This is a genomic window from Proteus sp. PR00224, from assembly GCF_016238105.1.
Classification (GTDB): Bacteria; Pseudomonadota; Gammaproteobacteria; order Enterobacterales; family Enterobacteriaceae; genus Proteus.
This window is the reverse complement of sequence record NZ_JAEHQU010000001.1, coordinates 237,772-252,960: the sequence shown is the minus strand read 5'-3', so window position 1 is coordinate 252,960 and position 15,189 is coordinate 237,772. Positions and strand designations below refer to the sequence as shown.

The 15,189-nt window shown below is 38.6% G+C and carries 13 protein-coding genes; 3 read left to right on the top strand and 10 right to left on the bottom strand.

Features of this window, described 5'->3' with window-relative positions; translation table 11 throughout:
- Positions 1 to 52: 52 nt before the first annotated feature.
- From xylA to JEP71_RS01240, 3 genes are read right to left on the bottom strand one after another with little or no spacing between them, the layout of a single operon-like run.
- On the bottom strand, positions 53 to 1,369 hold the full coding sequence (gene xylA / locus JEP71_RS01250) for a xylose isomerase (protein ID WP_198619531.1): 1,317 nt from the start codon (positions 1,367 to 1,369) through the stop codon (positions 53 to 55).
- 10 nt (positions 1,370 to 1,379) lie between these two features.
- Positions 1,380 to 2,855, bottom strand: coding sequence for a Na+/H+ antiporter NhaC (gene nhaC / locus JEP71_RS01245; RefSeq protein ID WP_198625614.1), 1,476 nt, complete (start codon positions 2,853 to 2,855; stop codon positions 1,380 to 1,382).
- Between the two features lie 6 nt (positions 2,856 to 2,861).
- Positions 2,862 to 4,031, bottom strand: a complete 1,170-nt coding sequence (locus JEP71_RS01240; protein ID WP_198619532.1) for a MalY/PatB family protein — start codon at positions 4,029 to 4,031, stop codon at positions 2,862 to 2,864.
- 188 nt (positions 4,032 to 4,219) lie between these two features.
- Between JEP71_RS01240 and JEP71_RS01235 the strand changes: the two genes are divergently transcribed.
- Positions 4,220 to 5,386 carry a XylR family transcriptional regulator gene (locus tag JEP71_RS01235; protein ID WP_198625613.1) on the top strand — a complete coding sequence of 389 codons (1,167 nt, stop codon included), beginning with the start codon at positions 4,220 to 4,222 and terminating at the stop codon, positions 5,384 to 5,386.
- A gap of 31 nt (positions 5,387 to 5,417) precedes the next feature.
- On the opposite strand, the gene JEP71_RS01230 is transcribed toward JEP71_RS01235, so the two are convergent.
- Positions 5,418 to 5,708, bottom strand: coding sequence for a VF530 family DNA-binding protein (locus JEP71_RS01230; protein WP_198625612.1), 291 nt, complete (start codon positions 5,706 to 5,708; stop codon positions 5,418 to 5,420).
- Between the two features lie 170 nt (positions 5,709 to 5,878).
- Here JEP71_RS01230 and JEP71_RS17725 point away from each other — a divergent pair, with 170 nt between their 5' ends.
- Complete coding sequence (locus tag JEP71_RS17725) at positions 5,879 to 6,223, top strand: fimbrial protein (RefSeq protein WP_198625757.1); 345 nt, start codon at positions 5,879 to 5,881, stop codon at positions 6,221 to 6,223.
- Positions 6,224 to 6,284: 61 nt separating this feature from the next.
- Here the strand turns inward: JEP71_RS17725 and JEP71_RS01220 are convergent, their stop codons facing one another.
- The 3 genes from JEP71_RS01220 to JEP71_RS01210 form a co-directional block, all read right to left on the bottom strand.
- Complete coding sequence (locus tag JEP71_RS01220) at positions 6,285 to 7,883, bottom strand: MFS transporter (RefSeq protein WP_198625611.1); 1,599 nt, start codon at positions 7,881 to 7,883, stop codon at positions 6,285 to 6,287.
- Positions 7,884 to 7,947: 64 nt separating this feature from the next.
- Positions 7,948 to 9,816 (bottom strand): amidohydrolase, encoded by a 1,869-nt coding sequence (locus JEP71_RS01215; protein ID WP_198625610.1) that lies wholly within the window; start codon positions 9,814 to 9,816, stop codon positions 7,948 to 7,950.
- 278 nt (positions 9,817 to 10,094) lie between these two features.
- A complete protein-coding gene (locus JEP71_RS01210) occupies positions 10,095 to 10,730 on the bottom strand; it encodes a Crp/Fnr family transcriptional regulator (protein ID WP_198625609.1) in 636 nt (211 codons plus the stop codon).
- Between the two features lie 429 nt (positions 10,731 to 11,159).
- On the opposite strand from JEP71_RS01210, the gene JEP71_RS01205 reads away from it, so the two are divergent.
- Complete coding sequence (locus JEP71_RS01205; protein ID WP_198625608.1) at positions 11,160 to 12,281, top strand: ribosomal protein uL16 3-hydroxylase; 1,122 nt, start codon at positions 11,160 to 11,162, stop codon at positions 12,279 to 12,281.
- A 174-nt stretch (positions 12,282 to 12,455) separates the two neighbouring features.
- Here the strand turns inward: JEP71_RS01205 and arsC are convergent, their stop codons facing one another.
- The 3 genes from arsC to JEP71_RS01190 all read right to left on the bottom strand — a co-directional run bounded on the left by arsC (position 12,456) and on the right by JEP71_RS01190 (position 14,590).
- Positions 12,456 to 12,881: a glutaredoxin-dependent arsenate reductase gene (gene arsC, locus JEP71_RS01200; RefSeq protein ID WP_198625607.1), complete on the bottom strand. Its 426-nt coding sequence runs from the start codon at positions 12,879 to 12,881 to the stop codon at positions 12,456 to 12,458.
- 10 nt (positions 12,882 to 12,891) lie between these two features.
- Positions 12,892 to 14,181, bottom strand: a complete 1,290-nt coding sequence (locus tag JEP71_RS01195) for an arsenic transporter (RefSeq protein WP_198625606.1) — start codon at positions 14,179 to 14,181, stop codon at positions 12,892 to 12,894.
- A gap of 73 nt (positions 14,182 to 14,254) precedes the next feature.
- The gene (locus JEP71_RS01190) at positions 14,255 to 14,590 is read right to left on the bottom strand and encodes a metalloregulator ArsR/SmtB family transcription factor (RefSeq protein WP_109374015.1); all 336 of its coding nucleotides are present in this window, start codon (positions 14,588 to 14,590) and stop codon (positions 14,255 to 14,257) included.
- Positions 14,591 to 15,189: the final 599 nt, after the last annotated feature.

Here is a 15,189-nt window from a genome sequence, read left to right as displayed (position 1 = left end):
ATCTAATTAATAAACACAGCGGAAAACCCGCTGTGTTATTACATTGATGCTATTAACCAAAAATATAGCGATTCACTAAGCTTTCGAGCATTTCTTGGCGTCCACTTTGTAACTGTGGTGCTAAGGTATTGCTTTGTGCATATTTCGCCACATCTTCAAGGCTTAATTGACCTTGTAAGATATTTTGACCAAATTCAGCACTCCAACCTGAATAGCGCTGTGCAGTGAATTTATCAAGTCCACCATCTTGGATCATTCTTGCCGCAATGCGTAACGCCATTGCCATCGTGTCCATTCCTGAAATATGCCCATAGAAAAGGTCATATTTATCATTACTTTGACGACGAACTTTAGCATCAAAGTTTAAACCACCCGTTGTGAAGCCACCTGATTTAAGAATTTCATACATCACGAGTGCATTTTCTTCTACGCTATTTGGGAATTGGTCTGTATCCCAACCTAATTGTGGATCGCCACGGTTAGCATCAACTGAGCCTAAAATCCCTAGCGCAATGGCAGTGGCAATTTCATGGTGGAAGCTATGTCCCGCCAATGTAGCGTGGTTTGCTTCAATGTTTACTTTGACTTCTTTTTCAAGGCCAAACTGTTTTAAGAAACCATAAACAGTCGCAGTATCGTAATCATACTGATGTTTTGTCGGCTCTTGTGGTTTGGGTTCAATCAATAATGTGCCTTGGAAACCAATTTTATGTTTGTGTTCAACGACCATCTGCATAAAACGGCCAATTTGCTCTCTTTCTTGGCGTAAATCCGTGTTTAATAGCGTTTCGTAGCCTTCGCGTCCGCCCCATAATACATAGTTTTCGCCACCCAGTGTTTTTGTCGCTTTCATCGCTTCGCAGACTTGTGTCGCTGCCCATGCAAAAACGTCAGGATCTGGGTTAGTTGCCGCACCTGCACCATAACGAGGATTAGTGAAGCAGTTTGCCGTTCCCCATAATAACTTAACGTTGGTTTCTTCTTGTTTTCTCGCTAATACATCGGTGATTGCCGCCATATTAGAGATATATTCATTGATATTATTACCTTCAGAAATAACATCGACGTCATGAAAACAGTAGAAAGGAACATTGAGTTTATGAAAGAATTCAAAGGCAACATCAGCTTTGCGTTTTGCTTGCTCTAAGGCTTCACCCGGTGTTTGCCACGGTCTATCAAAAGTACCGATACCGAACATATCAGAACCATTCCAGCAGAAGTTATGCCAATAACAAGCCGCAAATCTTAGGTGATCTTCCATTCGCTTACCTAAAATAATCTCATCAGGATTATAGTAACGAAACGCTAATGGGTTATCGCTTGTTGTGCCTTCATATTGAATTTGTTCAATTTTATCAAAGTAAGACATGGAACCGTCCTTATTTAGTATCAAGTTGTAATTCTGAATGTGATTCAAGCTCAGCAGTCATTTCTTCCTGCTCTTCTGGTGTTAATTTGGCAATGCCAAAGCCCGTGAAACCCCACAGCATGGCAAAGAAGATGCCACTCCAGCACAATACGGCCCAAGGTAAGTAACTTAAGGTTGCAACACCTAACGTACCTGCCATATAAGCCCCTGCGGCTGTCCACGGTAAAATAGGTTCAAAGATAGTGGCGGAGTCTTCGACAGTACGAGCGAGGTTTTTAGGGTGTAATCCTCGTTCGATATAGGCACCGCGTAACATTTCGATAGGAATAAGGATTGAGATTTGTCCATTACAGGTCACGCCAATCATGGTTAGCCCGCAAGCAATTGTGGCTAAGATCATTGAACCTGTTGAGTGAACCATTTTTAACAATGCATGGACAATCACTTCTAATGCGCCACTTAACGATAAAGTACCGGCAAAAGAGAGGGCGCAGAAACAGATAAGCAAGGTGCTCATCATTGAGTTCATGCCACCACGATTTAATAAATTACCTAATAATTCAGGGACTTCTTTACCTTGGATCATCGAGACATTAAAGCCATCAACGGCACTTTTTACGATGTCATGTAAACCAAAACCTTGAATAAGATAAGCGTTAAACATCGCAATAGCGGCAGAAGCTAACATCACTGGGATAGTCGGTTTTTTCGTTACTGAACCATATAAAATCACTAAGACTGGAATGAGAAGGATTAGATTGAAGTTATAAACATTCTCAAGACCATTTGTAATTAATGTCACTTTTTCTGGCACACCTTGACCAGCTAAATCGCCATTCATGCCATAAACAGTCATCACAATCGCCGTTAAAATCAGAGAAGGCAGTGTGGTGTAAAGTAAGTGCCAGATATGCTGATAAAGGTCGATTCTAGCTGCCATAGCTGCAAGGTTAGTATCACCTGATAATGGTGAAAGTTTGTCACCAAAATAGGCGCCAGCAACTACCGCACCTGCGGTTGCGGCAAGGTTAGCATCCATACCTACAGCTACGCCCATAAAAGCAACGCCGATGGTTCCCGCAGAGCCCCATGAAGTTCCCGTACAGACTGATACTAATGATGTGACCAATAATGCCGTAACGTACAGCATTTCTGGGCTGATCATTTTTAATCCGTAATAGATCATCAGTGGAATGGTGCCACCAATCATCCATGTGCCTATTAATAAGCCCACACTGATTAAAATCAGCAATGCTGGCATGGTTTTAGCAATTTTTTGTGAGATTGCCGTTAAGATCTCGTCATAGCGATATCCTAATCGTTTTACTAATAGCGCAGCTACAATGGTAGATAGCACCATTAAAGGCTCTGGTGGTAAATCAAAAGCGGCGTAGCCTCCGCCTAATAGCACCACCATGGTGAATATAGGAAAGAGTGATTCGAGTAATGTAGGTGTTCTCGGGCTGTTTATCGTTTGCGTTTTCATTGTAATTTATTCCGAACTGGCATGAGGTAAGGTACGAATAAGCCGAGTGAAAACGGTTTCTAATATTGAACGAGGTGTCGCGATATTAATGCGGAAAAAACCATCCCCAACCGCACCAAAACCACGCCCCCAACTCATTTCCACTTCAGCTAATGAAACAAACCAATGTTTTAGTTGTTCTTCAGATAACTGCATCTTTTGGTAGTTGATCCATAGCATGTAGGTGCCATGACTTTGTGTGATAACCCAATTAGGAAAGTAACGTTCACATTGTTCTTTTACCCAACGACGGTTATCAGCAAGGTACATTTTTAATTCACCAACCCACTGTTGGCCTTGTAAGGTATAGGCTTGTAAAAAAGCGGGCACTGAAAAATAGCCAGGATTATGAATACCCGCAGCAATTAAGCATTGCTTGAATTTTTCACGATATTCAGGATTGGCAATAACAATATTAGCAATTTCAAGGCCAGCTAAATTGAATGTTTTAGCGGGAGAAGTACAAATAAAGGAGTGTTGTTCTACATATGTATTTACTGATGAAATAGGGTGATAAGTTGCGTCATCAAAAATAAAATCTGCATGCACATCGTCAGAAATAATAAAAACCTGATATTTTTGCGCAAGTTCCGCTATTTTTAATAAGTCACTTTTTTGCCATACCGTTCCTGTTGGGTTATGTGGCGATAGCAAAATAAAGCAGACAGACTGTTTAAACTTACTTTCCAAGTCATCAAAATCAATTTCATAATAGCCGTCACGATAAATCAACGGACTTTCTAATAGTTCACGTTGATTGACACAAACGGCATTGCTAATAGGATGATAAGCTGGTGACAGCGTTGTGACTTTATCGCCAATTTGTGTGAAGTTTTGAATATAAAGCGAAACCGCTTGAATAATACGAGGACAAAACACAATCGTCTCAGGGGCAACAACCCACTGATATTGCGTTTTAAACCAATTGGCAGCAACATTATTCCAATCATGGCTCAGGTCGGTATAGCCATAAATGCCTTTAAGATTAAATTGAGTGAGTTCATTAATAATAAAATCAGGCGCAGGAATATCCATATCTGCAACAGATAACGGGATAACATTGGCGTTACTATTACACCATTTTGCACTATAGGTATTTTGCCTAGAAATTAATTTATTAAAGTTATTCTGATACATGAGAAATCTCCTCGGCAATCGGGTTTAAAAACAAAATACTCGTTGTTATTAACATTGGTTATTCCTATTTTTTACTTTGCTATTACGAAATTTGGCTTGTGTGATAATAGTCACATAGCGATGAAAGCAAGTTCTAGCAAAATTAAAGCTGTGGTTTAATGCCTGGCTGGGTAATTAGGTAGAGTAAAATGAAAAAAGATAAATACTTTCGTATTGTGCTGTTATTCAACGCTAATAAAGTGTATGACCGACAAGTGGTTGAGGGTGTTGGAGAATATCTTCAAGCATCACAGTGTCATTGGGATGTATTTATTGAAGAGGATTTTCGTACTCGGCTTGATAATATAAACCGTTGGGTTTGTGATGGTATTATTGCTGATTTTGATGATCCCATTATTACAAAACATTTAAGCCAATTACCATTAGCGGTTATTGGTGTGGGTGGTTCTTATCATCAAGAAGAAAATTATCCATCTGTACCTTATATCGCCACAGATAATTATGAATTAGTCCAGCAAGCCTTTTTACATTTAAAGCAAAAAGGGCTTAAACACTTTGCTTTTTATGGTTTACCAGCCAAAGATCACCCTCATTGGTCTAATGAACGAGAGCATGCATTTCGTCAATTAGTCACCAGTGAAAAATATCCGGGCATTGTTTATAACGGCATGGATATTACCCAAGAAAATTGGCAACATGCGCAAAACCGTTTATCCGATTGGATACAAACATTACCCCCACAAACAGGGATTATTGCAGTCACCGATGCAAGAGCGCGTCATTTACTGCAAGTCTGCGATAATTTAAATATTAATGTGCCTGAAGAAATAAGCATTATCGGTATTGATGACGAAGATATGACTCGTTATTTATCGCGTATTGCACTTTCATCTGTTGTACAAGGCTCACGGCAAATGGGATATTTAGCAGCAAAGCTTTTACATCAAATATTAGAAGGGCACTCAACAGATAAACAGCAAAGAATATTAGTCCCTCCTGTTAAAATTGTTGAGCGTCGTTCAACAGATTTCCATTCATTTAACGATCCTACCGTTGTACAGGCTATGCATTATATTTATTACAATGCTTGCAAGGGGATAAAAACGGAGCAAGTTTTAGATGCGGTTAATATGTCGCGTTCTAATTTAGAACAACGCTTTAAAAAGGAAATTGGCAAGACAATTCACACGGTTATTTATGAAGAAAAGCTCAAACGGGCTCAAAATTTATTAGCCACCACAACACTTGCGATACAAGAAATATCCGTGATGTGTGGCTATCCATCACTGCAATATTTTTACTCTATCTTTAAAAAAGAATTTGGTATGACTCCGAAAGAGTTTAGGGATGAGTGAGATAATCATGGCAAAAGGGAAATAAAAACGCCTATCTCTTCCTACTATTCGCCCACGGATCACAGTCTGGGTGATCGATAACTTCAATCACATCATCAATATCTACTTCAAGAGAATCAAGATATAGCGCTTCCACTTCTGCTCGCGCCCAAGGTGTTCTGCGCAAAAATTTTAAACTCGATTTCACGCTAGGATCACTTCTAAAGCAGTTAATTTTGATGAGTTGCCCTAATTTAGCCCAACCATATTTTGCTACTAGTGCATTTACTTGCATTTCAAGAGTGATGCCATGTAGCGGATCTTTAGAAATATGTCCTGTCATGATTTTCTCAAATACGTTTTAGTTATTTCAAAGGTAAGAAGCGGTGCAGAGTACAAGAAAGCGGTGAGAGTGGCAATAAACTAGGCTGAATAAAATAAAGGTGATGCATTGTTATCCAGCATAACGTGTTGATTACAACACACCCATTAAATCCTTAACCATAATGACTAATACCATTTCTATTTATTATTAATTGGAATTTAACCTTAGACTGTCCTGAAGGTTTACCCGTTATTTTAACGCCTAAAGGCACTGCATTTTCAGGAAATAGCACCGTACTTGCATTAAATACATCATCTGATAATGCCAAAGGTGTGGGTGTTGAAACACAGTACAGCATTAATGGCAGTAATTGGACTACTTTAGAATTAAATAAACGTAATACCGTGATTAGTGCTGCAAAAAATGAGGGTGAAGTAACATTGAATTTTAGAGGTTATTACAAACAAATGGAGAAGGACGTTTTTCCTGGAACAGCAAATGCCACGTTAGATCTTGAGATTGTTTATCAATAAAACGTTTATTAAGCCAAGCCATTAAGTTAATTCAGTAAGTTTTAATGGCTTGGCTAATTAATTACTTCTTACGTGAAAAAGTAGAAAAAGAGTGTGTCACTTTTTTAGCGCTAATTATTTTATCTAATTGTTGTTGCAACTGTTTATCATCCATTGTCGCGCGATCATGTTGACGAAGATGCTCAGCCCAAGAAGCCACCATAAAAGTTTCCATATAAGTTTGAGCGTTATTTTCCGTAATCGCATCAGATGAAACAAACAATCCCCATGAATAACCGCCATCTCTTAAACGAACCGTTTTTAGTCGATTCATTAAACTGAGAAATTGCTCACGGTGAATTGCTTCAATTTGATAATTGACGGTAATTAACACAGGGCCTTTATCTGTTGTGATCTCAATAAGTCCATCATCAAGAATAAAGTGTTCTGAATGCTGTAAGTTGATGTTGTCGTGTTCTAATTTGACACGCAAAACACATAACCAAACTAAAATAATCCCAACCATTGCACACAGTAACGCGATCGTCACTGAAGTATGTGAAGCGATTTGTCCCCAAACGAGAGATCCTAACGCCATAGAGCCTGAAAACACAGTTAAATAGAGTGCAAGACCTCTCGCACGAACCCAATTAGGTAATGCTGTTTGTGCGGAGACCATTAATGTGGAAAGGGTGATTATCCAACTAAATCCTGCAAGCATACTGGCGAAAATAGCGAGATATTTTGAAGTTACACTGGCAAAAATAAATAACACCAAAGCTGTACCTATGGTGCCAAAAGCAATGAGTGTGCTGGTGCTAAATTTTTCACGTAATGTTGATAAGCTAAATGCGCCAACGACAGCACCAATACCAATGCTAGTCGTTAATAAACCGTATAATGTCGCATCACCTTGCAATGAGACACGAGCCACTAGCGGTAACATTGCCCAATAGGCACTTGCAAAAATAAAAAAGCTGGTGGCTCTTATAATCGTTTTTATCAACGCGGGGCTATAACGCGCATAACGTAAACCAGAGATCATTGCTGCCACAACAGATTCAGCAGGGAGTTTCTCTTCTTCTTTTTTCTCACCTTCCCACCACCAGACAGCAAGGATAATGGCGATAAAGCTCAAGGCATTAAGTAAAAATGGAAGATAAAGACCGACTTGAGAAATCAAAATACCTGCAAGTGCGGGGCCTATTGCACGGCTGATATTAATTCCCATACTGTTTAAGGCAATACCTGATTTTAATTCATGAGGCTCAACAATACTTGGCACAATAGCTTGCCATGCAGGACCTAAAAACGCTGCACCAGAACCCAAAACAAAGGTAATTAATAATAACCAGCCAATACTGATAACATTGAAATAAACCAAAACAGCCAATAGAGTGACAGCACAGAGCATTAAGATATTGACGAAAATAAGCAGTTTTCGTTTATCGAAAATATCAGCAATGGCTCCAGCTGGAAGTGCTAATAAGAAAACAGGTAATGTCGTCATGGCTTGAATAGCAGCAATCATAACGGGATCAGGGCTTAGGTTTGTCATCAACCAACCAGCACCCACATCATTCATCCAAGTACCAATATTAGAAAATAGCGTTGCCATCCATAATACGAAAAAAATGCGATTACGTAAGGGCGACCATGCAGAGGCGCGTTGCGTTGCCATCGTCTTATCTCTCTTTGTTTGAAATGGCCGGTAAATAAATTACCGACCATCGTTATCATAAAAATTAGAATGCAAAACAAGAACAGCCTAAAGCGCCCCAAAATGCATTATCATCTGAAATAGGAATGGATGATTGGCGAGCGATATCATGTTGATGCCCATGAACATGGCAGGCACCACAGCATTGATGTAACTGATTTAATACCGCTGTTTTTGTCTCTTGTTGTAAATAAGAATAATGACCTGGCACTTTGATCACAGGCGACCAATCTGGTAATACGGGAATAGACGGTGGTGTTAATGATGAAAAATCACCATTTGCATACACAATTTTTCCATCCACTACCGTTAAAAGTGATTCAATTGCTTTGATCTCGTTTTCTGGCACTCGAAAATAATCAGCAGAAAGGGCGATAAAATCGGCAAGTTGACCTGCTTTAATTTGACCTTTTTTACCTTGTTCATTGGAGAACCATGAACTCCCCATCGTCCATAACATAAGCGCTGTATCTCTTTCTAAACGATTATCGCCGTCATACATTTGCAGACCACCCACAGTACGCCCAGAAACTAACCAATAAAGCGCTGTCCACGGATTGTAACTAGCTACACGGGTTGCATCTGTACCTAATCCCACAGGCACTTCTGCATTTAGCATTTTGGCGATAGGCGGTGTTTGTTTCAGTGCTTTTGTGCCATAACGTTGTGCAAAATATTCGCCTTGGAATGCCATACGATGTTGAATTGCTAATCCACCACCAAGCGCTTTAACGCGTTCAATATTTTTCTCACTGATGGTTTCAGCATGATCAAAAAACCAATGTAATCCATCGAAAGGAATGTCTTTATTTACTTTTTCAAAGACATCTAACATACGACTAATAGATTCGTTATAAGTGGCATGTAAACGAAATGGCCAACGATGTTCGACTAAATGACGGATCACTTTTTCTAATTCAGCTTCCATATTTTCAGGAAGATCAGGTCTTGGCTGTAAGAAGTCCTCAAAATCAGCCGCAGAAAAAACTAACATTTCACCCGCACCGTTATGACGATAAAAATCACTGCCATCACCAGGTGATACCATTGATGTCCATTGTTGGAAATCTTCAAATTCTTGTTTTGGTCTTTGGGTAAATAAATTATAAGCAATACGAATAGTTAATTGATTATTCTTGGCAAGCTCATCAACGACTTGATAATCTTCAGGATAATTTTGAAAACCACCACCCGCATCAATAGCGCTAGTTACACCAAGGCGGTTGAGTTCTCTCATAAATTGACGAGTTGAATTCACTTGATATTCAAGAGGTAATTTAGGGCCTTTTGCTAATGCAGAATAGAGCAACATAGCGTTGGGTTTTGCTATCAACAATCCAGTAGGGTTGCCATGTTCATCACGCTGAATTTCGCCTCCCGGTGGATTGGGCGTCTCTTTGGTATAACCAATCGCACGTAAAGCGGCTTTGTTTAGCAATGCACTGTCATAGAGGTGTAATACAAAAACTGGCGTATCAGGAGAAACCGCATTTATTTCATCTAGCGTTGGCATACGGCGCTCTGCAAATTGAAATTCGCTCCAACCACCAACAACACGCACCCATTGCGGTGACGGTGTCACTTGTGCTTGTGCCTTTAACATCTCAAGAGCAATAGAAAGCGAAGGTACGCCTTCCCACCGTAATTCAAGGTTATAATTTAATCCACCGCGAATAAGGTGAAGATGCGAGTCATTAAGCCCAGGAATAATAATGTGTTTTTTTAGATCAATGATTTTTGTTTCTGCATTTTGAAACTGCATCGCTTCATCATTTGAGCCAATAAAAAGAAATTTACCTTGATAGACGGCTATCGCTTGAGCGATAGGATTTTCTCTATCAAGAGTATGGATCTCACCATTGATAAATATTTCAGTCGCGAAAGTTTTATTCATGATTTTTGATTTCCTATTTAAAAGGAATTAACCCTTTATTAAATAAAAGGTGTGAGCGTACCGCGCTTTATTAGCAATACAGATAACTATTTCTTTTTAAAATGAATTAAAGATATGAAAGTAAGTTTTTTTATGTTTATTCCAGCAGGTTTATTAAATTGTAGCTCAAGTTTATTTCATTACCATTTAAAACATTTGCTTTAAGGGATCAAAAAAAATGAACAAGATAGAGATGAGGTAATTAGTTGATATTCAATTGAATATCTATTATTTAAAACCTATTCATTTGAATTATCAATGTAGGATAAGCATTCACAATTTAATACCGTTATCGATTTGTTCTTTAATGTAATCGCTTTAATACTCACTAAATGTGCTAACGCGCGGTTTAATTGTCTGGTAGAGATCCCAAGCATTGCCGCTAATGGATCTCTTTTTTCTAATTGAAAAGAGAGTCCTTCTTGCTGAGTTTTAAAAAATAAATATCGGCGTAATTTAAATTCTGAAGAATAGGGGGATTGAGAGTGTTTTAACGATGATTGATAAAGTTTTTGGCTTAATTGTTGGCAAATAAAGGTCAAAAAATTTGCATCTTGTAATGCTTTTTGTCTGACAATAGAAAGCGGTAACGCTAATAAATAAGAAGGTACTAAGGCTTGTACAGTACTAAACACCATTTCATCTTTGGCTGAGAAAAGCTCTAAATCGCCAATAACACAGAAAGCTTGTTCAAAAGAAAAAACCACATGCTCACCATTTATTTCGTAGCGTTCAATCTGTAATTTTCCTTCCACTAAGCAGTATAAATGTGTTGCTTGGCTATTTTGCGTTATTAAGTATTCTCCTTTTTTCACTTCCATTAATCGCATAGAAGATAACAACGCATTAGATAAATAAGTATCGAGTTGATGCATTAAAATAAAAGCGTTACGTTTTTGTTCATCATTAACTATTAAATATTTGCTCAGTATTTTAATGTAAAAAGGTAAGGAGAAGGTTTGATACGAAATTGGCCATTATGTGGGGGTATTAATAAGGTTCACAAAGTCTGAGTTTATACATTGAATTCAATTTAACATAATATACATTATGCGAACCTTGGTATCTAAATATGGATAGGCACTGAAATCTCTGTTTTTGGCTGGTTGATTTATGTTGATTGATTCTTAATTTAACGCTTATTTGCCAATGCTTTTTCTAAATCTTGAATATAGTTTTGTTTTTTCTTCAAAGCTACAAACATTCCCCTGACAGTTATTAACTACCATTTGACGCCAAACAAAAATATCACAATGCATTACTTCTATAATTACCAACTTACTCATTGATACAGATGTGGTCACATGGTTAACAAACTGAATCTTAACTGGCCTGAATTTTTAGAAAAATACTGGCAAAAAAAACCTGTTGTACTGAAAAACGCATTTCCTGATTTTGTTGATCCTATCACACCAGATGAACTGGCTGGTCTTGCAATGGAACCAGAAATCGACAGCCGCCTTGTTAGCCTCACTGGCAACAAATGGGAAGCAAGTCACGGTCCGTTTGAAGACTTCAGCGAATTAGGCGAAGAAGGATGGTCACTGTTAGTTCAAGCTGTCAACCATTGGCATATGCCAGCAGCTGAACTGGTGAAACCATTTCGAGTATTGCCTGAATGGCGTCTTGACGACCTGATGATCTCCTATTCAGTGCCGGGAGGTGGTGTCGGACCACATATTGATAACTATGATGTTTTTATCATTCAAGGAATGGGACGTCGTCGCTGGCGTGTGGGTGATGCCCTGCCAATGCGCCAGTTCTGCCCTCATCCCGCATTACTGCATGTTGATCCGTTTGAGCCAATTATTGATGTGGAAATGGCACCAGGAGATATTTTATATATCCCGCCTGGATTCCCTCACGATGGCTTCACCTTCGAAGATACCATGAATTATTCTGTCGGCTTTCGTGGACCAAATGGCCGTGATTTGCTGAGTAGTTTTGCAGACTATGCACTAGAACAAGATCTGGGTGGGATCAATTATGGCGATCCAAACCTGACAGTACGCGACAATGCAGGAATAATGGAAGCTCATGAAGTTGAACGCCTGCGCGCCATGATGATTGAGATGATCAACAAGCCCGATGATTTTGAACAGTGGTTAGGCCGTTTTGCAACTACACCGCGTCATGAGCTAGATATTGCACCTTCAGAACCACCTTATCAGCCAGAAGAAGTACTGAATGCGTTGAATGACGGTGAAAAACTGATCCGACTAAGCGGACTACGCGTTCTACGCATCGGAGAAAATTTCTTTGTGAATACAGAAGCTTGGGCCACCAAAGAAACGAAGGGAGCAGATGCATTATGCCAGTTTACAGAAGTTGGAGCAGATCGACTTGGTGAAGCATTGAAGAACCCAGCCTTTGTTGCGGAATTAACCGAATTTATCAATCAAGGATATTGGTACTTCGAAGAATAAGCGATATTTGCTGAATATGATAAAACACCTGCTTGCGGGTGTTTTATTTTGTCATTTCCGCCCTCCTTCTTTCTCAAGTCAGATGGTGTTGGCTTCTTAATTACAATAAGAAAACCTCGTCTTAACGAGGCTTCTATTACTGCAAAATACCGTAAAAATAGTTAATAGACTCTTTTATATCAGCCTATTCCCTTTTTCATCGACAACATTTTGTCCATCTTCTTTTGAAAAGGCACCTTTCTGTGCTTTTGGAAGAATATCCAAAACGACTTCTGAAGGACGGCATAACCGAGTTTCTAATGGTGTCACAACAATAGGTCTATTGATTAATATTGGATATTGCAGCATATAATCAATAAGTTGCTCATCAGTAGCATCAATATGACCAAGACCTAATTTATCATAAGGTTCAACATTCTTTCGTAATAATGCTCGAACTGAAATATTCATATCAGCAATGATTTTTTCTAAAATCTGTTTAGATGGTGGTGTGTCTAGATAATGGATAATTTCAGGCTCTATTCCACTATTTCGGATCATTTCAAGCGTATTGCGAGAAGTACCACAATTTGGATTATGATAGATTGTAATATTGCTCATAATGTCACCATCAATTTATTAACGTAAGTCTAAGTACTAAAGCAATTAATGTTACTGTCAGCACTGGGATAGTCATAATAATGCCCGTTTTGAAATAATAGCCCCATGTAATGGTCATATTTTTTTGTGATAATACATGTAGCCACAATAAAGTTGCTAAACTTCCTATTGGTGTAATTTTTGGACCGAGATCTGCACCAATGACATTGGCATAAATCATCGCTTCTTTAATTAAACCCGTCGCATTGCTACCTTCAATAGATAAAGCACCTACAAGAACAGTTGGCATATTGTTCATAATTGAAGATAAAAATGCGGTAATAAACCCTGTTCCTAATGTCGCTTCCCATATTCCTTTTTCTGCCAATGTGTTGAGTACTTCTGATAGATAATGAGTCAAACCCTCATTGCGTAATCCATAAACAACAAGGTACATACCAAGGGAGAAAATCACGATTTGCCAAGGTGCTTCTCGTAAAACTTTTCGAGTATTAATCGCCTTTCCTTGTACCGCGACAAACCACAAAATTACGGCCCCAACAGCTGCAATGGCACTAATCGGAATACCCAACGGTTCCAGTATGAAAAAACCAAGCAATAAAAGAAGCAATACCAACCAACCTGCTCTAAATGTTTTCACATCTTTAATCGCTGTCGCAGGCATCGCTAATTTAGAGGTGTCATATTGCTGAGGAATATCTTTGCGGAAAAACCAATGCAACATAATTAATGTCGCGATAATAGCGGCAATATCAACTGGAACCATCACTGAGGCATATTCCGTAAATCCGATATTAAAGAAATCAGCAGAGACGATATTGACTAAATTTGAAACAATTAAAGGCAAACTTGCGGTATCTGCAATAAATCCTGCCGCCATAACAAAAGCCAATGTTGTGCCTTTACTAAATCCAAGAGCGAGCAACATTGCAATCACAATGGGTGTTAAAATAAGTGCAGCGCCATCGTTGGCAAACAGTGCAGCAACGGATGCACCTAGCAGGATAATATAGCTAAATAAAAGACGACCCTTACCACCGCCCCATTTTGCAACATGAAGTGCTGCCCATTCAAAAAAGCCACTTTCATCCAAAATCAGACTGATAATAATAACAGCAACAAATGTGGCAGTTGCATTCCAGACGATATTCCAAACTACAGGAATATCTTGAAGATGAATGACACCTAACAGTAGTGCAACTAGTGCACCCGCGGTTGCACTCCAGCCGATACCTAAACCTTTAGGTTGCCAAATAACAAAAGTGATTGTTAGGACAAATATTAATACTGCAATAAACATAAAAACCTCTTTCAGAAGACTTATCTTCTAGTTTTTCATATCTGTTTTTTCATATATATAAAATTAAAAAATTTTATTCAGAGCAGCAACTAACCGCTCCTTTCTTTTCAATAGTTCTAAGCAAATCTGCTATTTTATTTTTCTCTGTCGCGTAGGTGATTTCAATAATATTTTTCACCCACGGTAATAATGTGGGAGATAAACGATAATGAACCCATTTTCCATGTTTAGAATCAAGCAATATCCCACTTTCCCGCAACATAGCTAGGTGGCGAGAAGTCTTCGGCTGGGATAAGTTTAGGGCTGTATAGATGTCACAAACACACAACTCGCCAGATGCTTTAAGTAGCAACACAATATCTAGCCTTGTTTGATCACTTAATACCTTAAATAATTGCAATGGTTCCATATTTGCTCCTCTCTTTAGATTAGCTAAATTACACTTGCAACATATATCTGTCAAATCATATGTGTTTTAATGATTACTTTTGCAATCACCTTTCCACACAGGAAGCATACCCTGTTGACTTATATCAAATGAAACAAAGTTAAGCGAATCGATTCACCTTATTGATGAGATACCTCTCTTGACTTAATAACCAATGGGGTGAGAATGCACTAATACTTTAATTTTTCCTTATATGGCTGAAATGGCACTTAAAGACGGCATATAGCTGTATCTGTATCCCCTTACTTCCATTCGCTAAAAAATGCAGCGACGACATATTTCTTCATTATTTTTCAAAGCACATTTTCGATGAGTATATTAATGGCGGAGGAGCCAAAGGCGGCGGTGTATTATATATAATGGTGTTAATTCCATTGGTCATACCGTTAGCAATAGGATATTTTGTCTATCAAATTAAAAAGCATAGAAAACAAAGTTAATGAGTTTTCTTTTCATCGCTGTTAGTGAATAATTGGGAACTTCTTCGCTTTTCAAAACAGGATGATCAACGTTTAGATGCCTTATTTAATAATCATCTCTAATTATCCTCAAAGGTGATT

Excerpts from the sequence above, each read along its gene's own strand:
- xylA (WP_198619531.1), bottom strand. The coding sequence starts at position 1,369 with ATGTCTTACTTTGATAAAATTGAACAAATTCAATATGAAGGCACAACA.
- nhaC (WP_198625614.1), bottom strand. The coding sequence starts at position 2,855 with ATGAAAACGCAAACGATAAACAGCCCGAGAACACCTACATTACTCGAA.
- JEP71_RS01240 (WP_198619532.1), bottom strand. The coding sequence starts at position 4,031 with ATGTATCAGAATAACTTTAATAAATTAATTTCTAGGCAAAATACCTAT.
- JEP71_RS01230 (WP_198625612.1), bottom strand. The coding sequence starts at position 5,708 with ATGACAGGACATATTTCTAAAGATCCGCTACATGGCATCACTCTTGAA.
- JEP71_RS01220 (WP_198625611.1), bottom strand. The coding sequence starts at position 7,883 with ATGGCAACGCAACGCGCCTCTGCATGGTCGCCCTTACGTAATCGCATT.
- JEP71_RS01235 (WP_198625613.1), top strand. The coding sequence starts at position 4,220 with ATGAAAAAAGATAAATACTTTCGTATTGTGCTGTTATTCAACGCTAAT.
- JEP71_RS01210 (WP_198625609.1), bottom strand. The coding sequence starts at position 10,730 with ATGCATCAACTCGATACTTATTTATCTAATGCGTTGTTATCTTCTATG.
- JEP71_RS01205 (WP_198625608.1), top strand. The coding sequence starts at position 11,160 with ATGGTTAACAAACTGAATCTTAACTGGCCTGAATTTTTAGAAAAATAC.
- JEP71_RS01195 (WP_198625606.1), bottom strand. The coding sequence starts at position 14,181 with ATGTTTATTGCAGTATTAATATTTGTCCTAACAATCACTTTTGTTATT.
- JEP71_RS01215 (WP_198625610.1), bottom strand. The coding sequence starts at position 9,816 with ATGAATAAAACTTTCGCGACTGAAATATTTATCAATGGTGAGATCCAT.
- arsC (WP_198625607.1), bottom strand. The coding sequence starts at position 12,881 with ATGAGCAATATTACAATCTATCATAATCCAAATTGTGGTACTTCTCGC.
- JEP71_RS01190 (WP_109374015.1), bottom strand. The coding sequence starts at position 14,590 with ATGGAACCATTGCAATTATTTAAGGTATTAAGTGATCAAACAAGGCTA.